Genomic DNA, 23,349 nt, shown 5'->3' on the forward strand with positions numbered 1-23,349 from the left:
CAGGCCTACGGTTCGTGCATGTTGTAGGCCGGATAAGGCGTTAGCCGTCATCCGGCGGTACGATGTTTATCGGTCAGCCGAGGTTAACCAAAACCCTTCACAACAGGACAGCCAGGCTTTGGCGCTGTGTGAGAGATACACCCCTTCGCGCCAAATCATCCCTAGCTGCCAGCGTAACTCACTTTCCAGCGGGATCCAGCGCAGCGTATTCTTATCCAGCCGTTCGCAAATAGGCTCCGGCAAAATGGCGATCCCCACGCCTGCCTGCACCATTGCCGCAAGAAAGTCCCACTGACCGCTGCGCACCGCGATACGCGGCTTCACCTCATGCTCACTAAACAGTTGCATCAGTTGGCGGCTCAGGGCGAAATCCTCGTTGTAGATCAGCAGTGGATGCTCGGCCAGCGCTTCCGGCGACACGGACTGGCAGGTGGTCCACTGACCGGAGCGCGGCACCAGTACGCAAAGAGGATGGCTGAATACCGGTAACGTCGCCAGACCGCTCCCTTCCTCCACGGGGAGCGCGGTCATCGCGACATCCAGTTCCCCGTTCATCACCGCCTGCTGCACCGTCAGGCCGCCAAACTCAGAAACCTTAAGCTCCACGCCGGGGTAGCGCTGGCGAAACAAGCCGATCGGTCCGGCCATCAGCATGCCAACCATCGGCGGGATGCCGAGACGCAGCAGTCCTTTATTAAGGTGGTTGATGTCGCCCAGTTCGGCTTCCAGTTGGCGAAACTCGGCCAGAATCGCCAGCCCGCGTTCGAACACGACGCGACCGGTGTCGGTGAGCAACAGTTTGCGACCATCGCGGATCAGCAGCGTACAGCTCAGCTCATCTTCCAGGTTTTTCAGCATCTTACTGATGGTCGGTTGGGTGACAAAGAGCTTCTCCGCTGCGCGGGTGAAGCTCTGTTGGCGTACCACTTCAACAAAATAACGCAGCGTTCTGATATCCATGAGTATTCCTTCCGACTATGCCTGTAATGATTTTAATTCATTTCAGTCATCGACGGGGTCTCTCTATACTGGCGTTCCGTATTATTTTTCAGGATGTTCCCTCATGGCTGTGGCGATAAGCCGCGTTACGCCTGCCGTTATGCAACGACTCCAGGTTCCGGTTCAGGTACTGCTGTATGCAGGTTTGTTTATCGTTGCGCAATATCTGGTTTCCTGGCTGCATCTGCCGCTACCGGCCAATCTGGTGGGGATGATGCTGATGCTGGCGCTGATTGTTTGTCGCATCCTTCCATTGCGCTGGGTTCGCGCCGGGGCGCGCTGGCTGCTGGCGGAGATGCTGCTGTTCTTTGTTCCGGCGGTGGTGGCGGTAGTGAACTATGCCCATCAGCTACTGGTGGACGGCTGGCGGATTTTTTCGGTCATTGCGATCAGCACGCTAATGGTGCTTGGTGCAACGGCGTGGGTAGTGGATAAAGTCTATCGTTATGAAATAAGCAGGGTAAACCGTGACTAATCTCCAGCTCAGCGTGCTTTGTCTGGCGATCACGTTGATTATCTATTTCGCCAATAAACGCCTGTACCGTCGTTTTCGTAAGCTGCCGCTGATGCCGCTGGTACTCACGCCCGCGCTGCTGGTGCTGATGCTGGTATTTGGTCATATCTCCTGGCAAAGCTACATCGGTGAATCACACTGGTTGCTGTGGCTGCTTGGTCCGGCAACGATCGCCTTTGCTGTGCCGGTTTACGACAATTTTGCCATTATCAAACGTCACTGGATGTCGCTTACCGCAGGCGTGGTAACGGCAACGGTGGTCGCGGTGACCAGTTCAGTCTGGCTGGCACGTTTATTTACCCTGCCGGACGAAATTCAACGCAGCCTGGCGGTGCGTTCGGTGACCACGCCGTTTGCCCTGGCGGCGGCTGAACCGCTGGGTGGGCAGCCAGATTTAGTGGCGCTGTTCGTGGTGGTGACCGGCGTATTTGGCATGGCGGTCGGCGATGCGCTGTTTTTGCGTCTGTCGATTCGTGAAGGGATGGCGAAAGGTGCGGGATTTGGCGCGGCTTCGCACGGGGCAGGGACGGCGCGCTCGTATGAGCTTGGCCAGCAGGAGGGCGTGGTCGCCAGTCTGGTGATGATGCTTTCCGGTGTGGTGATGGTACTGGTTGCGCCGCTGGTAGCGAAGCTGATGTTCTGATAAATCGGGTAGCGAAGCGCTACCCGACAGAGAGTCAGTCTCCACTTTTTCTTCCCGTACAATTCATGATCATGAATCGCTAATGTTGGGACAATGTGGCGGCCTGTGCTCTGGCCGCGCTAATCGCGTTATCGTCAAAGATGTTTTGCTCAAACCCGTTGGAAACATCTACCACCCGGTAGATTTTCCAGTTGCCGTCTTCCTGGCGCAAATAGTCGCGAAGTTTGCGTTTTTTACCATCCTCAATACCCAACCAGACATCCAGCACTTTACCTCCCGCATCATCCCTGGCCGTTCCGACGTCGAGAGCGGATATCCATTCGGCAGCATAATCCTGGCAGTAGGTGAAATAGTCCGCGTCTACGATCTCTTGTTCCTTGATATCCTGAATGGCTTTAAGCCTGGTCAGCGTCTCTTTCGCGACGTATTGCTGCATTTTGGCGGAATTCAACGGATTTTCTTGATTATCAGAGACAAAATCTGTCAGGTAAAAATGATAGAAATCTCTGACGGTTGCTTCAGGTGTCTGTGCATGAGTGATGCAACTCATCAGCAGGAGTGATATCAGTAATAGTGTGCGCATTGTGGCATGATCGACCGCTGTATTGATATTCCATTCCATACTGATTTCCGTTTTTAGTTCGGTGAAAACCACAAATAATCCACTGATTTAAAATGAATTTTTTGCATAAAATGCCATAGATGAAAAGTATGGAAGGTGTTAACGCAGAGGGAATGTGGATGAATTTAAGAAGGGTGATTAACGCCGGGTCAGCCATTGAAATATCCCCTCCAGATATGAAGGGGATAATGTTGATTAGTGGGCGCGGCCTTGCTCGACCCCGAAGCCCGTCTGGGAACGGATGAACTGAGCACGGAACTGCTCGCGTTCGCGATTCCCTTCTGCCGAGTTATCGGTGGCAGAGAAGAACCAGATCCCAAGGAATGCCACGGTAATGGAGAACAGCGCCGGGTATTCATACGGGAAGATAGCCTTTTCGTGGCCGAGGATTTGTACCCAAATGGTAGGGCCAAGCACCATCAACACCACGGCAGTCAACAGGCCTAACCAGCCGCCCAGCATTGCGCCACGCGTGGTCAGTTTCGACCAGTACATGGAAAGCAGGATGATCGGGAAGTTACAGCTCGCGGCGATAGCAAACGCCAGACCTACCATGAAAGCGATGTTCTGATTCTCGAACAGCACGCCAAGAATAATGGCGATGACGCCCAGCACCAGCACGGTGATTTTCGACACCCGCAACTCGTCACGTTCGGTCGCACCTTTGCGGAACACGTTCGCGTACAGATCGTGAGAGACCGCAGAGGCGCCCGCCAGCGTCAGACCGGCGACGACCGCCAGAATAGTGGCGAACGCCACCGCTGAAATAAAGCCGAGGAACAGGTTGCCGCCCACCGCATTCGCCAGGTGTACCGCCGCCATGTTGTTCCCGCCAATCAGCGCGCCCGCCGCATCTTTATACGCCGGATTCGCACCGACCAGCATAATGGCGCCAAAACCGATGATGAAGGTCAGGATGTAGAAGTAACCCATAAAGCCGGTGGCATAGAACACGCTCTTACGCGCTTCGCGGGCATCGCTGACCGTGAAGAAACGCATCAGGATGTGTGGCAAACCCGCCGTACCAAACATCAGGCCGAGCCCCAGTGAGAGCGCAGAGATCGGGTCTTTCACCAGCCCGCCCGGACTCATAATCGCAGAACCTTTCGGGTGCACCGCCATCGCTTCGGTGAACAGGTTATTGAAGCTAAAGCCCACGTGCTTCATCACCATAAAGGCCATAAAGCTGGCGCCGAACAGCAGCAGCACGGCTTTGATGATCTGCACCCACGTGGTTGCCAGCATGCCGCCGAACAGCACGTACATCATCATCAGCACGCCGACCAGCACCACCGCGATGTGGTAGTTCAGACCGAACAGCAGTTCAATCAGTTTGCCCGCGCCGACCATCTGGGCAATCAGATAAAGGGCAACGACCACCAGCGAACCACAGGCCGACAGAATACGGATCGGGCCTTGCTTCAGGCGATAGGAGGCCACATCGGCAAAGGTATAGCGACCGAGGTTACGCAGACGTTCGGCGATCAGAAACAGAATGATCGGCCAGCCCACGAGGAAGCCCAGCGAGTAGATCAACCCGTCATAGCCGGAAGTAAACACCAGTGCCGAGATCCCGAGGAACGACGCTGCCGACATGTAATCGCCGGCAATCGCCAGTCCGTTCTGGAAGCCGGTGATATTCCCGCCCGCCGTATAGTAATCGCTACGCGAACGTACGCGTTTAGAAGCCCAATACGTAATACCCAGTGTAAATACGACGAAAATCAGGAACATGATAATCGCCTGCCAGTTGGTCGGCTGGCGTTGTACCGCACCGCTAATGGCATCCGCCGCGTTGGCCGCGAAGGGTAGTGTGGCGGCAAGCGCCGTCAGGACTCTCTTCATGATGCGTTAACCTCGCGCAGTACTGCATTGTTCAGACGGTCGAATTCGCCGTTCGCCCGCCAGATATAGATGCCGGTCAGAACGAAGGAGATCAGAATCACCCCCACGCCAATCGGAATACCCCGGGTGACGCTGGTTCCCTCGTGAAGCGGGGTTCCCAGCCAGCCAGGCGCAAAGGCAATCAGTAGAATAAAGCTGATATAGACCACCAGCATGATGATCGACAGTATCGTGGCAAACCGTTGCCTTTTTTCAACTAACTCCCTGAAACGCGCATTGTCTTCTATCCGCTGATAAATGGTGTCATTCATCACAGAGTCTCCAGAGGTTCCCTTCGTCTTTCACGCCGCAGGCAAGACCTGACTGCTGTCGTAGTCCTGCAACGCGAAATCCTTTGGGGAGGTTTTATCATTTCCCTCTCTCATGTAGAGAAAGGGTAGGGGGTATTGTTTATTTTGCCGATGGCGGCTAACGCCTTATCGGGCCTACAAAGGTTGCTGAACCTGTAGGCCCGATAAGCTTTTGCGCCATCGGGCATTTCACGGTGGTGGTTATGATGGCATCGCGATGGCCTGCTTCTCTTCGAGCAGTTTCTCTACCACGCCAGGATCGGCGAGGGTCGAGGTATCGCCCAGATTGCTGGTATCGCCCGCCGCGATCTTGCGCAATATGCGGCGCATGATTTTGCCGGAGCGGGTTTTCGGCAGTGAGTCGGTCCAGTGCAGCACGTCTGGCGTCGCCAGCGGGCCAATCTCTTTACGTACCCAGTTGCGCACTTCGGCGTACAGCTCAGGGGACGGTTCTTCGCCGTGATTCAGCGTCACATAGGCATAAATCGCCTGTCCCTTGATGTTGTGCGGGATGCCGACCACCGCCGCTTCGGCGATCTTCGGATGTGCGACCAGCGCGGATTCAATTTCCGCCGTGCCAAGACGGTGACCGGAGACGTTCAGTACGTCATCAACGCGACCGGTGATCCAGTAGTAACCGTCTTCGTCACGACGAGCGCCATCGCCGCTGAAGTACATGTTTTTAAAGGTTGAGAAGTAGGTTTGCTCAAAGCGTTCGTGATCGCCAAACAGCGTACGCGCCTGTCCCGGCCAGGAGTCGGTGATCACCAGGTTGCCTTCGGCGGCCCCTTCTTGCGGATGACCTTCGTTATCCACCAGCGCCGGTTGCACGCCGAAGAACGGACGCGTGGCAGAACCGGCTTTCAGTTCGGTCGCGCCGGGCAGCGGGGTGATCATGAAGCCACCGGTTTCGGTCTGCCACCAGGTATCCACCACCGGGCATTTTTCATTACCGATCTTCTTCCAGTACCACTCCCATGCTTCCGGGTTGATGGGCTCGCCAACCGAACCCAGAATGCGCAGCGATGAGCGGTCAGTGCCCTCAATCGCCTTATCGCCTTCCGCCATCAGGGCGCGGATCGCCGTCGGCGCGGTATAGAGAATGTTAACCTTATGCTTATCCACCACCTGGCTCATACGCGCCGGAGTTGGCCAGTTTGGCACCCCTTCAAACATCAGCGTGGTGGCGCCGCAGGCCAGTGGGCCATACAGCAGGTAGCTGTGTCCGGTGACCCAACCCACGTCGGCGGTACACCAGTAGATATCGCCCGGATGGTAGTCAAATACATACTTAAAGGTGGTTGCGGCATACACCAGATAGCCGCCGGTGGTGTGCAGCACGCCCTTCGGTTTACCGGTGGAGCCAGAGGTATAGAGGATGAACAACGGATCTTCGGCATTCATTTCCGCAGGCTGATGCTCGGCGCTGGCCTTATCAATCAGGTCGCTCCACCACAGGTCGCGACCTTCCTGCCACTCAATGTTGCCGCCGGTGCGCTTGAGGACAACCACATGTTCGATGGTTTTTACGTTCGGGTTTTTCAGCGCATCGTCGACATTTTTCTTCAGCGGAATGCTGCGACCGGCACGTACGCCTTCGTCGGCGGTGATCACCAGCTTCGAACTGGAATCAATGATGCGCCCGGCAACGGCTTCCGGTGAGAAGCCACCGAAGATTACTGAATGTACGGCACCAATGCGGGCGCAGGCCAGCATCGCGACAGCGGCCTCTGGCACCATCGGCATATAGATAGCAACCACATCGCCTTTTTTAATGCCCAGATCCTGCAGCGTGTTGGCGAAACGACAGACATCACGATGCAGTTCGCGATAGCTAATCTGTTTGCTCTGCGAGGCGTCATCGCCTTCCCAGAGGATGGCGGTACGATCGCCATTTTCCTGCAGGTGACGGTCGAGACAGTTTGCCGCCAGGTTCAGCGTACCGTCTTCGTACCATTTAATGGACACATTGCCCGGCGCGAAAGAGGTGTTCTTCACTTTCTGGTACGGCTTGATCCAGTCGAGAATTTTTCCCTGCTCGCCCCAGAAGGTATCTGGTTCGTTAATAGATTGTTGGTACTTCGCTTCGTACTGCTCCGGATTTATCAGGCAACGATCCGCAATGTTTGCGGGAATAGCGTGTTTGTGAATTTGGCTCATGGCTTTTGTTCTCCTTGTAGGATGTTAATAATATGTCTCACAAACGTTAAATGTAGGGGCTTTGACAGTTTTGTTTAGGTTTTGCGCGACAGATCACGCAATACGGGAATTGTGCAAATTAGCGGCAATACGTTTTTTGAAGGAAACCAACAAAAGTTGCCAAAATCTTTCCGTTACAGAGGGTTATGTTAATTTTTCCAGAAAGGCGATCGGGGTCGAAAAAGGGGAAAGGAGTAGAGAGAAAACGGCTTGACTAACTCTAAAGTGGTATTTTACATACACTTACAATTGATTAAAGACAACATTTTGTGTGTGGTTTTTTGTTACATCTAGATTAGGGCAATGTCATGGCGGTGTGTGTGGTTATCGTCATGGATAGAATAAAAAAAGAACCGTCATTGAACACAATGGCGCAATCTGGATGAGACCTCTATGGCAAGGATTACACTACGCGCACGCCGTTTCTTCAGCCTGGTCGTACCGCTGTTTTTCATTTCTGCGGTTTATGCTGAGCAAACGCCCGAACCCGCAAAGACTGTTACCGTTGAAGCGAAGAATGAAGTCTTCGCCCCTCAGCACCCCGATCAATACCTTTCATGGAAAGCCACCTCAGAGCAATCAAAACGTGAAGACGCATTAGCGGAAGATCCCCGTCTGGTGATCTTGTGGGCGGGATATCCGTTCTCCCGGGATTACAACAAACCGCGTGGGCACGCCTATGCGGTGACCGATGTACGCGAAACGTTACGTACCGGCGCACCAAAGACGGCTGAAGACGGTCCATTACCGATGGCCTGCTGGAGCTGCAAAAGCCCGGACGTGGCGCGTCTTATCCAGAAAGACGGTGAAGACGGCTACTTCCACGGTATGTGGGCGCGCGGCGGTCCGGAAGTCGTTAACAACCTGGGCTGCGGCGATTGCCACAACACGGCGTCACCTGACTTCGCGAAAGGCAAACCTGAGCTGACGTTGTCTCGTCCGTACGCTGAACGCGCGATGGAGACCATCGGCAAGCCGTTCGATAAAGCCGGTCGTTTCGACCAACAGTCGATGGTGTGCGCGCAGTGTCATGTGGAATACCACTTTGACGGCAAAAACAAAGCCGTTAAGTTCCCGTGGGATGACGGCATGAAGGTCGAAGACATGGAGAAATATTATGACGCCATTACCTTCGCTGACTGGACCAACTCGCTGTCAAAAACCCCGATGCTGAAAGCGCAGCATCCGGAATATGAAACCTGGAGCGTGGGCATTCACGGCAAAAACAATGTGACCTGTATCGACTGTCACATGCCGAAAGTGCAGAACGCCGATGGCAAACTCTATACCGATCATAAGATTGGTAACCCGTTCGACAACTTCCCACAGACCTGCGCGAACTGCCATACCCAGGACAAAGCCGCCCTGCAAAATGTCGTTGCTGAGCGTAAGAAGGCGATCAATGGGCTGAAAATCAAGGTTGAAGATCAACTGGTGCGTGCTCACTTCGAAGCGAAAGCGGCCTGGGATGCGGGCGCAACGGAAGCGGAAATGAAACCGATTCTGAGTGATATCCGTCACGCGCAGTGGCGCTGGGATCTGGCCATTGCTTCTCACGGAATCCATATGCACGCTCCGGAAGAAGGTCTGCGGATGTTAGGCATCGCGATGGACAAAGCCGCCGATGCCCGGACGAAACTGGCGCGTCTGCTGGCAACCAAAGGCATCACCCATGAAATCGCGATACCAGATATCTCCACCAAAGAGAAAGCCCAGGCGGCCATTGGTCTGAACATGCAGCAGATTAACGCCGATAAGCAGGACTTTATCAAAACGGTGATTCCGCAGTGGGAAGAACAGGCGCGTAAAAACGGTTTGTTAAGCCAATAACCTCAATTTGCCGGATGACAGCGCCAGCGCTTTATCCGGCCTACGGAAGTCTTGTAGGCCTGATAAGCGTAGCGCCATCAGGCATTATGCAACGGAGTGAATATGAGCGTATTCCGTTCGTTATTAACTGCTGGGGTGCTGGCGTCAGGTCTGTTATGGAGCCTGAGTGGGATAACCGCCACGCCAACGCCGCAGGAGTCTGAACGCTGGACGGTCACCCAACAGCGTAGCCCGGATGCCGCGTGTCTGGACTGTCACAAGCCGGATACCGAAGGGATGCATGGTAAGCATGCATCCGTGACCAATCCGAACAACAAACTGCCGGTCACCTGTACCAATTGTCATGGCAAGCCATCGCCTCAGCACCGTGAAGGGGCGAAGGATGTGATGCGCTTCAACGAGCCGATGTACAACGTGGAGCAGCAGAACAGCGTTTGTCTGTCCTGTCACTTGCCTGAGCAGTTGCAAAAAGCGTTCTGGCCGCACGATGTCCACGTGACTAAAGTGGCCTGCGCCAGTTGTCACTCACTGCATCCGAAGCAAGACACGATGCAGACGTTAAGCGATAAAGGACGGGTTAAGATTTGCGTCGATTGCCATAGCGATCAGCGTAACAATCCGAACTTTAATCCGGCGTCTGTTCCTTTGCTTAAGGAGCATCCATGAGTTGCTCTCGTCGCCAGTTCATCACCGGCGTCGGCGCGCTGGTGGCCGTCAGCGGTACTGCAGGACGCGTGGTGGCGAAAACGTTGAATATTAACGGCGTGCGATACGGCATGGTGCATGATGAATCATTATGCATCGGCTGTACCGCCTGTATGGATGCCTGTCGGGAAGTCAACAACGTACCGGAAGGGGTGTCGCGACTCACCATCATTCGCAGCGAACCGCTGGGCACGTTTCCGGATGTGAAGTACCGCTTCTTCCGTCATTCGTGCCAGCACTGCGATCATGCGCCGTGTGTTGACGTCTGCCCGACCGGGGCATCGTATCGCGATGCCGCGAATGGCATCGTGGACGTGAACCCGGATCTCTGCGTCGGCTGCCAGTACTGCATCGCCGCGTGTCCGTACCGCGTGCGCTTTATCCATCCGGTCACGAAAACGGTGGATAAATGCGATTTCTGCCGCAAAACCAACCTGAAAGCGGGCAAATTGCCGGCCTGCGTCGAGTCGTGCCCGACGAAGGCGCTGACGTTTGGCAATCTGGACGATCCTGACAGCGATATTTCCCGACTGCTGCGACAGAAAACCACGTATCGCTACAAGCTGGCGCTGGGTACCAAACCGAAGGTCTACCGCGTTCCCTTTAAATATGGGGAGGTGAGCCAATGACAAACGCATCTGCTTTCCACTTTGAATCGCTGGTGTGGGACTGGCCTATCGCCATCTATCTGTTTCTGATCGGTATCTCTGCCGGACTGGTGACGCTGTCGATCCTGCTGCGCCGTTACCATCCGGAGGCGGGCGGAGCGGACAGTACACTGCTGCGCACCACGCTGGTGGTGGGGCCAGGGGCGATTATTCTCGGTCTGCTGATTCTGATCTTCCACCTGACGCGTCCCTGGACCTTCTGGAAGCTGATGTTCCACTACAGCTTTACGTCGGTGATGTCGATGGGGGTTCTGCTGTTCCAGTTGTATATGGTCGTGCTGATTGTGTGGCTGGCCATCATCTTTCAAAAAGAGGTCATTGCCCTGCAACAGCGTTGGTTCCCCCGTCTGGAGGTGGTGCAGAAGGGGCTGACGCTGTTAACGCCGTTCAACCGTGGACTCGAAACGCTGATGCTGGTGCTGGCCGTGCTGCTGGGGGCTTATACCGGTTTCCTGCTTTCGGTACTGAAATCCTATCCGTTCCTGAATAACCCGATCCTGCCGGTATTGTTCCTGTTCTCCGGGATCTCTTCCGGTGCGGCGGTGGCGCTGATCGCGATGGCGTTACGCCAGCGCGGTAACCCGCACAGTACCGAGGCGCACTTTATTCACCGCGTGGAAACCCCGGTGGTGTGGCTAGAGATCTTCCTGCTGGCCGCCTTCTTTGTGGGGCTGGCTCTGGGGGATGACGGCAAAATGCGCGCGCTGTCGGCGGCGCTGGGCGGAGGCTTCTGGACGTGGTGGTTCTGGATCGGCGTCGCGGGGCTGGGACTGATCGTTCCGATGCTACTGAAACCCTGGGCCAGTCGTGGTTCGACGTTTCACGGTGTGCTGGCGGTATGTGGTGCCAGCCTGACGGGCGTACTGTTGCTGCGCTTTTTCATTCTTTATGCTGGACAGCTCACGGTTGCATAGGCCTGGCTGTGAGGGAAAGGTGATTTCTGGACGTACTCCTTCCTGAAGCCGGTTTTCTGGCGCTGCTATTCAGTCTCGGGGTCAACGTGTTGACCCCGCTTGCCGTACTGGCAGGTGAACGCCTGCGCTGGCAGGGCGTAATGCGTCTGGCGAGCGCAGGCGTCTGGGCGCAATTTGCGTGCCTGCTGCTCGCCTTTTCGATTCTGGTATTCTGCTTTCTGACCAGCGACTTCTCGGTTCTCTATGTGGCACAACACAGCCACAGCCTGTTGTCGTGGGGACTCAAACTGGCGGCGGTATGGGGTGGTCACGAAGGGTCGCTGTTGTTGTGGGTACTCTTCCTGTCCGGCTGGAGCGCGCTGTTTGCCTGGCGTTATCGCCGCGAATCGGATCCCCTGTTCCCGCTGACGCTCGGCGTGCTCTGCGCGATCGTCGCCTTTCTGCTGCTGTTCATCGTGTTCTGGTCCGATCCGTTTGTCCGCATTTTTCCGCCGGCAATAGAAGGACGCGATCTCAACCCGATGCTGCAACATCTGGGGCTGATCCTGCATCCGCCGCTGCTGTATCTCGGCTACGGTGGTTTGATGGTCGCCACCGGTGTGGCGCTGGCGTCCCTGCTGCATGGCGATTTCACGAAGATGACGGCCTGGGTATGCTGGCGCTGGGCGCTACCCGGCTGGTGCGCGCTGACGCTCGGTATCATTCTCGGTTCCTGGTGGGCGTATTGCGAACTGGGGTGGGGCGGCTGGTGGTTCTGGGACCCGGTGGAAAACGCCTCTTTATTACCCTGGCTTTCCGCCAGTGCGCTGCTGCACAGCCTGTCTGTGTCGCGCGAACGCGGCCATTTCCGCCACTGGTCGCTGCTGCTGGCGATCGTCACGCTGATCCTCTCTTTGCTGGGAACGCTGATAGTCCGCTCCGGCATTCTTGTTTCTGTACACGCCTTTGCGCTGGATAATGTGCGCGCTGTACCGCTGTTTGCCCTCTTTGCCATTCTGAGTCTGGTCTCGCTCGGCTTGTACGGCTGGCGGGCGCGAGCCAGTCAACAGACAGTCCGTTTAGGCGTATGGTCGCGCGAGATGTTGATTCTGGCAGCGCTGCTGCTCTTTTGCGCGGTGCTGCTGATTGTGCTGATTGGTACACTCTACCCGATGATTTATGGCCTGCTGGGTTGGGGACGACTCTCCGTGGGCGCACCGTATTTTAACCGTGCTACCTTACCGTTTGGGCTGTTGATGCTGGTAGCGATCGCTATTTCGATGGTCAGAAGCCGGAAGGGGTCTGTACGCCGCCAGCGTCCGGCGCTGCTGGCGCACGCTGGCGTGCTGGTTTTTGCCGCGGGGATTCTCTTCTCCAGCGGCAGTCGCCAGGAGATAAGCCTCAACCTGAGCCCGGGTCAGCAGGTTGAACTGGCAGGTTACACCTTCCGTTTTGAACGGCTGGAGCTGGCCGCGAAAGGGAACTACACCACCGAAAAGGCGCTTATTACGCTGTGGCAGGGTGACAAACGGATAGGTAGCCTGACGCCCGAGCGGCGCTTTTATTCCGCCCGCCGCCAGCAGATGATGGAGCCTGGCATCCGCTGGGATCTGCTTCACGACTGGTATGCGGTGATGGGCGAAAAAACCGGCGAGGAGCGTTATGCCATGCGCCTGTACGTGCAGAGCGGTGTGCGCTGGATCTGGGGCGGCGGGCTGTTGATGATTGCCGGGGCGCTGCTCAGCGGCTGGCGTGGGAGAAAGCGCGATGCGTAGTCTTATCTGCAATGTGCCGGATGGCGGCGCACACGCCTTATCCGGCCTACGATTTAAGCGCTGCGCAGGCCTGATAGGCACAGCGTCATCAGGCACTCTCATGGCGTTTATCTTACTGTTGGTTATCTCCTTTTCCGCTCATGCTCAGGTGGTGGATACCTGGGCTTTTGATAACCCGCAGCAGCAGGAAAAGGCGCTGTCGATCGCCAGCCAGCTACGCTGCCCGCAGTGTCAGAACCAAAACTTGCTGGAATCCAATGCGCCGGTTGCCGTCAGCATGCGTCATCAGGTCTATACGATGGTGGCAGAAGGGAAAAATGAAGCCGAAATCACCGCCTGGATGACCGAACGGTATGGTGATTTTGTCCGCTATAACCCGCCGCTCAATGGACAGACCATGCTGCTGTGGGCGCTTCCGTGCCTGCTGTTGCTGCTGGTGGGCGGGGTGCTCTGGCGGGTCAGTACGCGTCAACGTAAAGAGGAGGACGAGCCATGAGTCTGCCCGAACGTTCAGACGCACCTTTTCGTCCGCTGCCGCTGAAGTGGCTGGCGCTGGCCGTTGCGCTGATGGTCATCGTTTGTTTCAGTGGTTATCTGCTGTCACCAAAATGGCAGGCCGTGCGTGACGAACAACGACGACTGGCCGATCCGCTGCATGAATTTGCTGAAACATCGACGCCGGAAGCCCAGTTGTTAGCCCTGCAAAAACAGATTCGCGCCAACCCGCAGGACAGCGAAAAGTGGGCGCTGCTCGGCGAGTATTATCTGTGGCGTAATGATTACGATAATGCGCTACTGGCTTATCGTCAGGCGCTGCGTAGCCGTGGAGAGAATGCGGAGATCTATTCGGCGCTGGCGACCGTGCTCTACTACCAGGCCGGGCAGCACATGACGCCGGCGTCTCGCGAGATGATTGACAAGGCGCTGGCGCTGGATGCTTCGGAAGTCACCGCATTAATGCTGCTGGCGTCGGATGCATTTATGCAGGCGGATTACAAACAGGCGATTTTGCAGTGGCAAAAAGTGCTGGATTTAAATTCGCCGCGGGTGAATCGTGTACAACTGATAGAGTCGATTAATATGGCGAAATTGTTACAGAATCGGCAGAAATAATTTTGTGATTTGCGTCATTTATCTGTTTAAAAAACAGGCAAATGAACCTCGCGGTCAAAATAATTCCTGAAAGTTATAATTCAAAAATGCAGATTTAAAAATCTTTCCATAACAAATGGTTATGCAACTCAATCCCGATAAATTCGCGTTATTATGCATTATTTCAGCGAAAAGCCCTGTTCTTAAAGGGTTGCGTAAGATGCCCTGCAAATGGTACTGATTATGCGCGTTAAAAAACTCTACAAACCAACGCAACACAATTCATACCCTTTCAGTATGTAACCATTCCTGTTTTTTTTACCGGAATGGCGCTCCATTGAGGAAGTCCGTCGTTATGAAAAGTTTTAAACTCAGCCTGGCCTGGCAGATCCTGATTGCCATGGTGCTGGGCATTTTACTCGGCAGTTATCTGCATTATCACAGCGATAGCCGCGAGTGGCTGATTGCAAACCTGCTCTCTCCGGCAGGGGATATCTTTATCCATCTGATTAAAATGATCGTTGTGCCGATTGTGATCTCTACGCTGGTTGTCGGCATTGCCGGTGTCGGCGATGCGAAACAGCTGGGACGTATCGGCGCGAAAACTATTCTCTATTTCGAAGTGATCACGACCATCGCCATTATCCTCGGGATTACGCTGGCGAATGTGTTTCAGCCGGGGTCCGGCATTGATATGTCGCAACTGGCGACCGTGGACATTTCGAAATACCAGAACACGACGGCAGAAGTGCAGAGCCACGCGCATGGCCTGATGGGCACGATTCTGTCGCTGGTCCCGACGAACATCGTCGCCTCGATGGCGAAGGGCGACATGCTGCCTATTATCTTTTTCTCGGTGCTGTTTGGTTTGGGGCTTTCCTCACTGCCGGCAACGCATCGTGAGCCGCTGGTGACGGTGTTCCGTTCCATTTCCGAAACCATGTTTAAAGTGACGCACATGGTGATGCGCTATGCGCCGATCGGGGTATTCGCGCTGATTGCCGTGACCGTGGCGAACTTCGGTTTTGCCTCACTGTGGCCGCTGGCGAAGCTGGTACTGTTGGTTCATTTCGCGATCCTGTTCTTCGCGCTGGTGGTGCTGGGTATTGTCGCGCGCATTTGCGGGCTGAGCATCTGGATCCTGATCCGCATTCTGAAAGACGAGTTGATTCTGGCGTACTCTACCGCCAGCTCCGAAAGCGTTTTGCCGCGGATTATCGAGAAGATGGAAGCCTATGGCGCGCCGGCCTCGATCACCAGTTTTGTGGTGCCGACCGGTTACTCGTTCAACCTCGATGGTTCGACCCTGTACCAGAGTATTGCCGCGATCTTCATCGCGCAGTTGTACGGTATCGACCTGTCACTGTGGCAGGAAATCGTGCTGGTGCTGACGCTGATGGTGACATCGAAAGGGATTGCCGGCGTACCGGGCGTCTCCTTCGTGGTACTGCTGGCAACGCTTGGTAGCGTAGGCATTCCATTGGAAGGCCTGGCCTTTATCGCGGGTGTGGATCGTATTCTCGACATGGCGCGTACGGCGCTGAACGTGGTGGGGAATGCGCTGGCGGTGCTGGTTATCGCCAAATGGGAACACAAGTTTGACCGCAAAAAAGCGCTGGCGTATGAGCGCGAAGTACTGGGCAAATTCGATAAAACCGCTCAGTAACGGTTAGCGGATTGCCTGATGGCGCTTCGCTTATCAGGCCTACACATCCTTTGTAGGCCTGATAAGACGCGTGAGCGTCGTCATCAGGCAATCCGCCATCCGGCAATCTGATTCACCCATTGGTTAACTTATCAAACTCTTCGCAGCCGGTATCAAACCCTTCGCTACAGCTCAGATTTAACCAGTGCAGCGCCTTCTGTTTATTCTTCTCAATAAAGCCCTGTTCGCCGTTCAGAAAAATCATTCCCGCCCAGTATTCGGAATATCCGGTACGAGAGATGGCGGAACTGCGCTTGAAGTACCAGGTCGCTTTATCATCATCGGCCTGAATCCCGACGCCGTTGGCGTAAATCAGACCGAGCAACATCTGCGCGTCTACAGCAACATCGCTCTCCAGATTTTCAGAAGCGTTTTGCAGCAGGGAAATGGCTTTGGGGTAATCGGGTCTACCGGCCTGAGTATTGACCAGAATTCGCGCCAGCGTAATTTCACCCGCTTTACTGCCCGCCTGGGCAGCCTTTTCCGCCAGCATTTTCGCTTCCGGATAATCCAGACTGACCGGGTTAGTGATTTTAATTTGCGCCAGCAGCGCACAAGCATCCGCATCGCCATTGTCCGCAGATTTCTGTGCCCAGTACTCGGCTTTGCTCAAATCGCCGAAGCTAAACCAGCTGTCAGCAAGGTAATATTGCGCGCGTTTGTCACCTGCCTCTGCGGCCTGCAAATACTGGCTTCCAGGCTCAGGATCGGCAGCACGGGCAAAGAATGTCATCAATAACATCAATGCAAGAAGTGGTTTCATTATTAAGTTTTAATTAGGGTACGGAATGGACAGTATAAAGAGATCGTATGGATAAAAAAACAGCCTCCAGGAGGAGGCTGTTGAGATGCATCAACGTTGTGGTTAACCCATTGCGGTTTCGCGCAGGCGGGCCTTCAGCTTGTTGTACTCATCAATCACGTACTGCTCGGCGGCGGATTGATCGGCAATCGGCTCCACACGCACGGCGCAATACTTGTACTCCGGCGTTTTGGTAATCGGGCTTAAGTTCTCCGTCACCAACTCGTTACAGGCGCCAATCCACCACTGGTAGGTCATATAAATCGCCCCTTTGTTCGGGCGTTCGCTGACCTGTGCGCGGGTGATGATTTTGCCTTTGCGCGAGTGAACCCAGACCAGCGCTTCATCTTCAATGCCCAGACGCGCCGCGTCGGCCGCGTTGATTTGCGCATAGCCCGGTTCGTCTGCCAGCGCGGCCAGGGCCGCACAGTTACCGGTCATCGAACGACAGGAGTAGTGACCGACTTCACGCACCGTTGACAGTACCATCGGGTACTCTTCGGTGAGTTTATCGATAGGCGCCACCCAGTCGCAGGTGAAGAACTGTGCCATGCCGTTCGGGGTATCAAACTTCTCTTTAAAGAGGTAAGACGTCCCCTGATCGGCGTCCGACGTGTCACGGCAAGGCCACTGGATATACCCCAGTTCGCCCATCTTCTCGTAAGTGGCACCGTAGAAATCCGGGCACAGATGACGCAACTCATCCCAGATCTCCTGGGTGTTGTTGTAGTGCATCGGATACCCCATCCGTGTGGCAATTTCACTGATGATTTGCCAGTCGGTTTTCAGATCCCACTTCGGCTCAACGGCTTTAAAGAAGCGCTGGAAGCCACGGTCAGCCGCGGTAAATACCCCTTCATGCTCACCCCATGACGTCGACGGTAAAATAACATCCGCCGCCGAGGCGGTTTTGGTCATAAAGATGTCCTGCACGATGACCAGCTCCAGATCCTCAAAGCCTTTGCGCACCGCAGAGAGTTCCGCATCGGTTTGCAGCGGATCTTCACCCATGATGTATGCCGCACGCACTTCGCCATGCGCCGCACGGTGCGGCAGCTCGCTGATGCGATAGCCGGTGTGCGCAGGCAGACTGTCCACGCCCCAGGCTTTGGCGAATTTCTCGCGGTTGGCCGGTTCTTTCACATACTGATAGCCCGGATAGGTATCCGGCAGCGCACCCATATCGCACGCGCCCTGAACGTTGTTCTGACCACGTACCGGGTTAACGCCCACGCTGGGCTTACCGAGGTTGCCGGTCAGCATCGCGAGGCTGGTCAGTGAACGCACGGTTTCCACGCCCTGATAGAACTGGGTTACACCCATGCCCCACAGGATGGTCGCGTTTTTCGCCCCGGCATACATCCGCGCCGCCTGGCGAATTTCACTCGCGCTGACGCCGGTTATCTCCTCAACGGACTCCGGCGTATAGCCTTCGACAATCTTGCGGTACTCTTCAAAGCCTTCCGTACGCGAGGCCACAAACGCCTGGTCGTAGAGGCTTTCTTCAATAATGACATGACCCATTGCGTTCAATAGCGCGATATTCGAGCCGTTTCGCAATGCGATGTGCATGTCGGCAATGCGCGCGGTTTCAATTTTGCGCGGATCGCAGACGATAATTTTCGCCCCGTTACGTTTAGCGTTAATCACGTGATTCGCCACAATAGGGTGGGAATCCGCCGGGTTGTAGCCGAAGATAAACACTAAATCGGTGTTATCAATTTCGTTAATTGCATTACTCATTGCGCCGTTACCGACCGACTGGTGCAGACCTGCAACCGATGGGCCGTGTCAGACGCGAGCGCAGCAGTCAACGTTATTGGTACCAATAACGGCGCGCGCAAATTTTTGCATGATGTAGTTGGTTTCATTCCCGGTACCACGAGACGAGCCGGTCGTCTGGATGGCATCAGGGCCGTATTTCGCTTTGATGGCGCTCAGGCGCTCGGCGACGTAGTTCAGCGCTTCATCCCAGGAAACAGATTCCAGTTTGCCGCCACGCTGGCGACGAATCATAGGGGTTTTCAGGCGCGGGGTCAGGATCTGGGTATCGTTAATGAAATCCCAGCCGTAATAGCCCTTCAGACACAGAGTACCCTGATTGGTTTTCCCCTGCGCCGCCTCAGCCCGGACGATTTTGCCGTTATCGACCACCAGGTTTATCTTGCAACCTGATGCGCAATACGGGCAAACCGTGACGACTTTTTTCATCGGTTTCGCTCCAGTTAATCAAATCGCGCATACACGCTTGTCGCCCTGAGTATGCATCTTTTATGCCACATTTTAATTGGGGACTTTCCCTGATATTACGGGTATTTTTTGGTCAAAACCCTGACGAAAAGCAGGCTGTCGTCATATTTGACGTGACGATTTCCCGTGAATGACAACATATCGACCCCGCGCAGCGGCAGAGTCGTGTTGGCTGGCTAAGGCTTTGAACCCGGTACACCCATGGAGGGACGCTGCTGACCCAGACTGAATTTGAGATTCCTCCTCTGGTTGCATCAGGTTGCGTTGACTAACGTAGAAAACGTCCCCTTTTGAGGCTGGTTTTATGAAACGCACTCCGACGCTCTTTTTATTCAGCCTGCTGTCGCTGGCTACCGTGCCGGCGCAGGCCGATATTATTGATGATGCCATCGGCAACATTCAGCAGGCGATCAACGATGCCTATAAGCCTGACAGCGGGCGGGACTACGAGGATTCGCGTGACGACAGGTGGCAGAATGAAATGAGCGACGATCGCCGCAGGCAGTATGACGACCGTCGCCGTCAGTTTGAGGACAGACGTCGTCAACTGGATGAACGCCAGCGCCTGCTCGATCGCGAGCGCCGCCAACTGGAAGATGAAGAGCGTCGAATGGAAGAGGACGACGAACGTTAACGCAGTCGTGCACAAAATGCCCTAATCCACCACAATCTGCATTCCGTCATAGCCCGCTTCAAATCCGTCCGGGAGCGGGTTATCCATCAGCCAGACGTCGAACTGGTGGCTAATATGGGTGAGGATCACCTGCGGGCAGTGGATCACCTCATTCATCGCCATCACCGTGGTTAAATCACCGTGGTTGCGCGGGGGTTCCGGACTCGGCGCATGGCTACAGTCGATGACGATAACCTGCGGCTGATTGTTGAGCAGAAAGGTGAGCGTTTTATCGGGCAGTCCGGCGGTGTCGGATAGCCACGCCACGCGGCTGTGCGCCGTCTCCAGAAGATAACCCAACGTCAGCTTTGAGTGATTCAGCGGCAGCGGTGTGACCTGTAATCCCTGTAACTCAAACACCACAAACGGCTCGACGGTGTAGCTAAAGTCCAGAATGCCGGGGTGCTTAAACAGATCGTCGCAACCCTGTTCGTCCGGCGGGCCATACACCGGGATAGACGCACCAACGCCCCAGCGCAGCGGAAACAATCCCTGTACATGATCCATGTGGTAGTGGGTGAGTAAAAACTGTCGGAAACTGCCCGCCGGCCAGTCGTCCATCAGGTGCGGTATGCCCGCATCCAGCAGCGTCACCGCATCGTTGAATTTGACCACGCCGCTACACGGGCGTCGGCGATACTGTTCCTGCAAGCGTGCGCGACGACAGGCGGCGCAGTCGCAGCCATACGCCGGCACCCCTTGCGCGCCGCCCGTGCCGCTCAGCGTAATGGTCAGGCTCATCGTGACTCCCCTTGTCGTATCGTGCCGGATGGCGACGCGAGCGTCTTATCCGGGCTACGTACCTCACAATGCTTTTGTGAAGCGAAAATGGCTCTGTTCGTAGCCTTCGCGCAGATAAAAACGGTGGGCGTTATGGCGCTTCACGCTGGTGGACAGCTCCGTCATCTCCGCTCCCGCCTCGCGGGCTTTCTGTTCCGCCCATGCCAACAACTGGCTGCCGATTTTCAGACTCCGCGCCTGCGGCATCACCACCAGCTCCTGAATCTCGCCAATCCAGTTGGCGTGATGTAAATGATACTGCAAATGCAGGCCAATCAACCCAACCGCCTCACCGTCAAGCAGCGCCAACTGATAGCGCAATCGGGCATCCTGCAAATTGGCGGTGAATCCGGCGCGAAAGGCCGGGTAATCAAACGTGGTTTGTTTCAGTTCGCAGATGAGCGCGTACACGGCCTCGGTGTCTTGTGCCGTGGCGCGACGAAGTTCACAGGCAGACATGGCGTGGCTCCTTGCGTCCCATTAACGTTAACAGTGTATCGACGGACTGGTGCAAACTGCCGTCGTTATTCAACGTATGGCAGTCAAACGGGGCATAGCGGGCGGCGCGTTCGAGACGCGCGGCGATCTCCGTTTCGCTTTCCCGCCCGCGCGCCTGTAAACGCTGGCGCAAAATCGTGGGGGAGACCTGCAAACAGACCGGCAGCAGCGCCGTACCGTAGCGCGCCTGCGCCTGGGGAAGATGCGCCCGGGAGCCGTTGACCACCACGTCGAAGCCGCCGTTGAGCCAGAGGTCGATCTCCACGCCGACGCCATAGTAAAAGCCGTTAGCATGCCAGCTTAACGCCAGCAGGTTATGCCCGGCGCGGGTGAAAAACTCCTGTTCGCTCAGGGCAACATGATTCTCGCTCCCGGCGTTCGCCGCGCGGGTGATGTAACGATGCGCCACCAGCAGTTGCGCATGTTCCTGCTGACGGAGTGCCGTCAGCAAACTGTCCTTTCCGGAGCCGGACGGCCCCATCAGCCAGATCAGTTTTCCCATACTCAGAACACCCTCTTTCCCTGACGCCAGACGTGGTCGATGTGGATGTGATCGCCCTTGCGGTGCGCCAGTACCAGATCGGCGCGTTTCCCTTCGGCGATCGTGCCGCGATCGCTGAGACTGAGCGCCCGTGCCGGGTTGGCGGTGACCAGGCGGATCGCCTGCGGCAGGGTGAAGCGGTTGGCCGCGTCGTCCGCGACGCGAAACGCCGCATCCAGCAGGCTGGCAGGGTAGTAATCCGACGAGAGAATATCCAGCAGGCCCAACTCCGCCAGCGTATGCGCCGCGACGTTGCCGGAGTGAGAACCGCCGCGCACGATGTTCGGCGCGCCCATCAGCACGTTCATGCCGTGCTGGCGTGAGGCTTCTGCAGCTTCAAAGGTGGTGGGAAATTCGGCGATCACGCTGCCAAGCTGATGTGATTCAAGCACATGTCCGGCGGTGGCGTCATCGTGGCTCGCCAGCGCAATGTTGCGCTCATGGCACAACTTCGCGATGGCCGTCCGGTTGGGCTGTGACCAGCGTGCGGCAAGCTGAAGCTGTTCCTCTTCGTAACGCGCCATCTGTTCATCGGTCAGCGAATACTTGCCCTGATAATACTCACGGTACTTCTCGCGGTTGGCGAACTGGCGCTGGCCCGGCGAGTGATCCATCAGCGAAACCAGCGTGACCGGTTCACGACCCACCAGTTTCTCGAACAGCGGTAACGTGGTGTGGTGCGGCAGTTCGCAGCGCAGATGCAGGCGGTGTTCGGCGCGGTTCACCCCACGCTTTTGCGTCTCCTCCACGGCGTTGATCATTTTCTCCAGGTTTTCCAGACGATCGCCGCCGTCGCGGACATCGCCAATCGCTACCGCGTCTAGCACGGTGGTGATACCGCTGGCGACCATCAGCGCGTCGTGGCTGCTCATCGCCGAATGGGCGGGCCAGTCCACCTTCGGGCGGGGGGTGAAGAATTTGTCGAGATTGTCGGTGTGAAGCTCAATCAGTCCCGGCAGCAGCCAGCCGCCTTCACCGTCGAGCGCCTGTGGAAGACGGCTCTGACTTTGCGCAAACGCGCGAATCACACCCTCCTGCATTTCCAGCGATCCCTGCACCACTTCATCTTCCAGCACCAGCTTTACATTGTTGATAATCATGGTGTTGTTCCCATCAGGTGCAAACGATCCGCTACGCGGTCGCGCACAGTTTGATCGTGAAAAATGCCGACAATGGCCGCGCCGCGCGCTTTTGCCTCTTCAATCAGCGCCACCACGGCGGCACTGTTTTTGGCATCGAGCGATGCGGTCGGTTCGTCGAGTAACAAAATCGGGTAATCGACGATAAAACCGCGCGCAATGTTGACGCGCTGTTGTTCACCGCCGGAAAAAGTTGACGGGGCAAGGTGCCACAGGCGTTCCGGCACGTTCAGGCGCGTCAGCAGGTTTGCGGCTTTGGCGGCGCACGCCTCGCGCGGCACGCCGAGATCCAGCAGCGGCTGCATGACGACATCCAGCGCGGAGATCCGCGGGATCACCCGCAGAAACTGGCTCACCCAGCCGATCGTGGCGCGGCGTACTTCCAGCACTTTGCGCGCCGGGGCCTGCACCAGATCCACCCATTCGTCGCGATGGCGAATATGGATGTGTCCTTCATCGGGCAGGTAGTTGGCATACAGCGAACGGAGCAGTGTCGATTTCCCGCTGCCGGAATGGCCATGCAGCACGACGCATTCACCGTTTTTTACCTCCAGCGAGGCGTTTTGCAGCACCGGCAGGCGCACGCCGTTTTGCTGGTGGAGCACAAAAGTCTTGCTGACATTTTCTACGCGAATCATGTTGGCCTCTTCGTTCTTTTTGCCGGATGTCCGATCGCCGGATGGCGGCTTTGCCTTATCCGGCCTACACGTTTCGTAGCCGGATGGCGGCTTTGCCTTATCCGGCCTACATGTACCGTAGGTCGGGTAAGCGCGGTTCTGTAGGCCGGATAAGACGCGTTAGCGTCGTCATCCGGCACAGCAGCGAC

At 56.0% G+C, this 23,349-nt stretch carries 23 protein-coding genes; 11 read left to right on the forward strand and 12 right to left on the reverse strand.

The window, feature by feature from the left end; genetic code table 11:
• Positions 1 to 66 precede the first annotated feature (66 nt).
• A complete protein-coding gene (locus tag GBC03_06690; GenBank protein ID QFS69909.1) occupies positions 67 to 960 on the reverse strand; it encodes a LysR family transcriptional regulator in 894 nt (297 codons plus the stop codon).
• Between the two features lie 103 nt (positions 961 to 1,063).
• On the opposite strand from GBC03_06690, the gene GBC03_06695 reads away from it, so the two are divergent.
• Positions 1,064 to 1,474, forward strand: coding sequence for a CidA/LrgA family protein (locus tag GBC03_06695; protein QFS69910.1), 411 nt, complete (start codon positions 1,064 to 1,066; stop codon positions 1,472 to 1,474).
• Positions 1,467 to 2,156 carry an LrgB family protein gene (locus GBC03_06700; protein ID QFS69911.1) on the forward strand — a complete coding sequence of 230 codons (690 nt, stop codon included), beginning with the start codon at positions 1,467 to 1,469 and terminating at the stop codon, positions 2,154 to 2,156. The genes GBC03_06695 and GBC03_06700 overlap by 8 nt, the downstream gene beginning before the upstream one ends.
• A 79-nt stretch (positions 2,157 to 2,235) precedes the next feature.
• On the opposite strand, the gene GBC03_06705 is transcribed toward GBC03_06700, so the two are convergent.
• From GBC03_06705 to acs, 4 genes are all read right to left on the reverse strand, one after another.
• Positions 2,236 to 2,778: a DUF3828 domain-containing protein gene (locus tag GBC03_06705; GenBank protein QFS69912.1), complete on the reverse strand. Its 543-nt coding sequence runs from the start codon at positions 2,776 to 2,778 to the stop codon at positions 2,236 to 2,238.
• A gap of 195 nt (positions 2,779 to 2,973) precedes the next feature.
• Entirely contained in the window at positions 2,974 to 4,623 is a 1,650-nt protein-coding gene (gene actP, locus GBC03_06710) for a cation/acetate symporter ActP (protein ID QFS69913.1), read from the reverse strand.
• A complete protein-coding gene (locus tag GBC03_06715; GenBank protein QFS69914.1) occupies positions 4,620 to 4,934 on the reverse strand; it encodes a DUF485 domain-containing protein in 315 nt (104 codons plus the stop codon). Before GBC03_06715 ends, actP begins: the two co-directional genes overlap by 4 nt.
• Positions 4,935 to 5,174: 240 nt before the next feature.
• A complete protein-coding gene (gene acs, locus GBC03_06720; GenBank protein QFS69915.1) occupies positions 5,175 to 7,133 on the reverse strand; it encodes an acetate--CoA ligase in 1,959 nt (652 codons plus the stop codon).
• A 432-nt stretch (positions 7,134 to 7,565) separates the two neighbouring features.
• Between acs and nrfA the strand changes: the two genes are divergently transcribed.
• The 8 genes from nrfA to gltP all read left to right on the forward strand — a co-directional run bounded on the left by nrfA (position 7,566) and on the right by gltP (position 15,801).
• Positions 7,566 to 9,002, forward strand: coding sequence for an ammonia-forming nitrite reductase cytochrome c552 subunit (gene nrfA / locus GBC03_06725; protein QFS69916.1), 1,437 nt, complete (start codon positions 7,566 to 7,568; stop codon positions 9,000 to 9,002).
• 102 nt (positions 9,003 to 9,104) lie between these two features.
• Positions 9,105 to 9,668 (forward strand): cytochrome c nitrite reductase pentaheme subunit, encoded by a 564-nt coding sequence (gene nrfB, locus GBC03_06730; protein ID QFS69917.1) that lies wholly within the window; start codon positions 9,105 to 9,107, stop codon positions 9,666 to 9,668.
• Positions 9,665 to 10,336 (forward strand): cytochrome c nitrite reductase Fe-S protein, encoded by a 672-nt coding sequence (gene nrfC, locus GBC03_06735; GenBank protein QFS69918.1) that lies wholly within the window; start codon positions 9,665 to 9,667, stop codon positions 10,334 to 10,336. Before nrfB ends, nrfC begins: the two co-directional genes overlap by 4 nt.
• On the forward strand, positions 10,333 to 11,289 hold the full coding sequence (nrfD, locus tag GBC03_06740; protein ID QFS69919.1) for a cytochrome c nitrite reductase subunit NrfD: 957 nt from the start codon (positions 10,333 to 10,335) through the stop codon (positions 11,287 to 11,289). Before nrfC ends, nrfD begins: the two co-directional genes overlap by 4 nt.
• 26 nt (positions 11,290 to 11,315) lie before the next feature.
• The gene (gene nrfE / locus GBC03_06745) at positions 11,316 to 13,043 is read left to right on the forward strand and encodes a heme lyase NrfEFG subunit NrfE (protein ID QFS69920.1); all 1,728 of its coding nucleotides are present in this window, start codon (positions 11,316 to 11,318) and stop codon (positions 13,041 to 13,043) included.
• A 100-nt stretch (positions 13,044 to 13,143) separates the two neighbouring features.
• Entirely contained in the window at positions 13,144 to 13,539 is a 396-nt protein-coding gene (gene nrfF / locus GBC03_06750; GenBank protein ID QFS69921.1) for a heme lyase NrfEFG subunit NrfF, read from the forward strand.
• The gene (gene nrfG, locus GBC03_06755) at positions 13,536 to 14,156 is read left to right on the forward strand and encodes a heme lyase NrfEFG subunit NrfG (GenBank protein QFS69922.1); all 621 of its coding nucleotides are present in this window, start codon (positions 13,536 to 13,538) and stop codon (positions 14,154 to 14,156) included. Before nrfF ends, nrfG begins: the two co-directional genes overlap by 4 nt.
• 334 nt (positions 14,157 to 14,490) lie before the next feature.
• Positions 14,491 to 15,801, forward strand: coding sequence for a glutamate/aspartate:proton symporter GltP (gene gltP / locus GBC03_06760; protein ID QFS69923.1), 1,311 nt, complete (start codon positions 14,491 to 14,493; stop codon positions 15,799 to 15,801).
• Between the two features lie 112 nt (positions 15,802 to 15,913).
• Here gltP and GBC03_06765 read toward each other — a convergent pair whose 3' ends face one another.
• Complete coding sequence (locus GBC03_06765) at positions 15,914 to 16,603, reverse strand: hypothetical protein (GenBank protein ID QFS69924.1); 690 nt, start codon at positions 16,601 to 16,603, stop codon at positions 15,914 to 15,916.
• A 102-nt stretch (positions 16,604 to 16,705) separates the two neighbouring features.
• Positions 16,706 to 18,853 carry a formate dehydrogenase subunit alpha gene (locus GBC03_06770; protein QFS69925.1) on the reverse strand — a complete coding sequence of 716 codons (2,148 nt, stop codon included), beginning with the start codon at positions 18,851 to 18,853 and terminating at the stop codon, positions 16,706 to 16,708.
• Between the two features lie 343 nt (positions 18,854 to 19,196).
• Between GBC03_06770 and GBC03_06775 the strand changes: the two genes are divergently transcribed.
• A complete protein-coding gene (locus tag GBC03_06775; GenBank protein ID QFS69926.1) occupies positions 19,197 to 19,526 on the forward strand; it encodes a hypothetical protein in 330 nt (109 codons plus the stop codon).
• Between the two features lie 21 nt (positions 19,527 to 19,547).
• On the opposite strand, the gene phnP is transcribed toward GBC03_06775, so the two are convergent.
• From phnP to phnL, 5 genes are all read right to left on the reverse strand, one after another.
• Positions 19,548 to 20,306, reverse strand: a complete 759-nt coding sequence (gene phnP / locus GBC03_06780; GenBank protein ID QFS69927.1) for a phosphonate metabolism protein PhnP — start codon at positions 20,304 to 20,306, stop codon at positions 19,548 to 19,550.
• A 63-nt stretch (positions 20,307 to 20,369) separates the two neighbouring features.
• Positions 20,370 to 20,804, reverse strand: a complete 435-nt coding sequence (gene phnO, locus GBC03_06785; GenBank protein ID QFS69928.1) for an aminoalkylphosphonate N-acetyltransferase — start codon at positions 20,802 to 20,804, stop codon at positions 20,370 to 20,372.
• Positions 20,791 to 21,345: a ribose 1,5-bisphosphokinase gene (gene phnN, locus GBC03_06790; protein ID QFS69929.1), complete on the reverse strand. Its 555-nt coding sequence runs from the start codon at positions 21,343 to 21,345 to the stop codon at positions 20,791 to 20,793. Before phnN ends, phnO begins: the two co-directional genes overlap by 14 nt.
• 2 nt (positions 21,346 to 21,347) lie before the next feature.
• The gene (gene phnM / locus GBC03_06795; protein QFS69930.1) at positions 21,348 to 22,484 is read right to left on the reverse strand and encodes an alpha-D-ribose 1-methylphosphonate 5-triphosphate diphosphatase; all 1,137 of its coding nucleotides are present in this window, start codon (positions 22,482 to 22,484) and stop codon (positions 21,348 to 21,350) included.
• Positions 22,481 to 23,161: a phosphonate C-P lyase system protein PhnL gene (gene phnL / locus GBC03_06800; protein QFS69931.1), complete on the reverse strand. Its 681-nt coding sequence runs from the start codon at positions 23,159 to 23,161 to the stop codon at positions 22,481 to 22,483. Before phnL ends, phnM begins: the two co-directional genes overlap by 4 nt.
• Between the last annotated feature and the right edge of the window lie 188 nt (positions 23,162 to 23,349).

The sequence above is a fragment of the Citrobacter telavivensis genome (genome assembly GCA_009363175.1).
Taxonomy (GTDB): Bacteria; Pseudomonadota; Gammaproteobacteria; order Enterobacterales; family Enterobacteriaceae; genus Citrobacter_A; species Citrobacter_A telavivensis.

What these genes read in the sequence shown, in the direction of transcription:
- nrfC (QFS69918.1), top strand. Translation starts at nt 9,665, where the DNA reads ATGAGTTGCTCTCGTCGCCAGTTCATCACCGGCGTCGGCGCGCTGGTG.
- nrfA (QFS69916.1), top strand. Translation starts at nt 7,566, where the DNA reads ATGGCAAGGATTACACTACGCGCACGCCGTTTCTTCAGCCTGGTCGTA.
- phnL (QFS69931.1), bottom strand. Translation starts at nt 23,161, where the DNA reads ATGATTCGCGTAGAAAATGTCAGCAAGACTTTTGTGCTCCACCAGCAA.
- phnM (QFS69930.1), bottom strand. Translation starts at nt 22,484, where the DNA reads ATGATTATCAACAATGTAAAGCTGGTGCTGGAAGATGAAGTGGTGCAG.
- GBC03_06765 (QFS69924.1), bottom strand. Translation starts at nt 16,603, where the DNA reads ATGAAACCACTTCTTGCATTGATGTTATTGATGACATTCTTTGCCCGT.
- nrfG (QFS69922.1), top strand. Translation starts at nt 13,536, where the DNA reads ATGAGTCTGCCCGAACGTTCAGACGCACCTTTTCGTCCGCTGCCGCTG.
- GBC03_06705 (QFS69912.1), bottom strand. Translation starts at nt 2,778, where the DNA reads ATGGAATGGAATATCAATACAGCGGTCGATCATGCCACAATGCGCACA.
- phnO (QFS69928.1), bottom strand. Translation starts at nt 20,804, where the DNA reads ATGTCTGCCTGTGAACTTCGTCGCGCCACGGCACAAGACACCGAGGCC.
- nrfD (QFS69919.1), top strand. Translation starts at nt 10,333, where the DNA reads ATGACAAACGCATCTGCTTTCCACTTTGAATCGCTGGTGTGGGACTGG.
- GBC03_06715 (QFS69914.1), bottom strand. Translation starts at nt 4,934, where the DNA reads ATGAATGACACCATTTATCAGCGGATAGAAGACAATGCGCGTTTCAGG.
- acs (QFS69915.1), bottom strand. Translation starts at nt 7,133, where the DNA reads ATGAGCCAAATTCACAAACACGCTATTCCCGCAAACATTGCGGATCGT.
- phnP (QFS69927.1), bottom strand. Translation starts at nt 20,306, where the DNA reads ATGAGCCTGACCATTACGCTGAGCGGCACGGGCGGCGCGCAAGGGGTG.
- gltP (QFS69923.1), top strand. Translation starts at nt 14,491, where the DNA reads ATGAAAAGTTTTAAACTCAGCCTGGCCTGGCAGATCCTGATTGCCATG.
- nrfB (QFS69917.1), top strand. Translation starts at nt 9,105, where the DNA reads ATGAGCGTATTCCGTTCGTTATTAACTGCTGGGGTGCTGGCGTCAGGT.
- nrfF (QFS69921.1), top strand. Translation starts at nt 13,144, where the DNA reads ATGGCGTTTATCTTACTGTTGGTTATCTCCTTTTCCGCTCATGCTCAG.
- phnN (QFS69929.1), bottom strand. Translation starts at nt 21,345, where the DNA reads ATGGGAAAACTGATCTGGCTGATGGGGCCGTCCGGCTCCGGAAAGGAC.
- GBC03_06775 (QFS69926.1), top strand. Translation starts at nt 19,197, where the DNA reads ATGAAACGCACTCCGACGCTCTTTTTATTCAGCCTGCTGTCGCTGGCT.
- GBC03_06695 (QFS69910.1), top strand. Translation starts at nt 1,064, where the DNA reads ATGGCTGTGGCGATAAGCCGCGTTACGCCTGCCGTTATGCAACGACTC.
- actP (QFS69913.1), bottom strand. Translation starts at nt 4,623, where the DNA reads ATGAAGAGAGTCCTGACGGCGCTTGCCGCCACACTACCCTTCGCGGCC.
- GBC03_06690 (QFS69909.1), bottom strand. Translation starts at nt 960, where the DNA reads ATGGATATCAGAACGCTGCGTTATTTTGTTGAAGTGGTACGCCAACAG.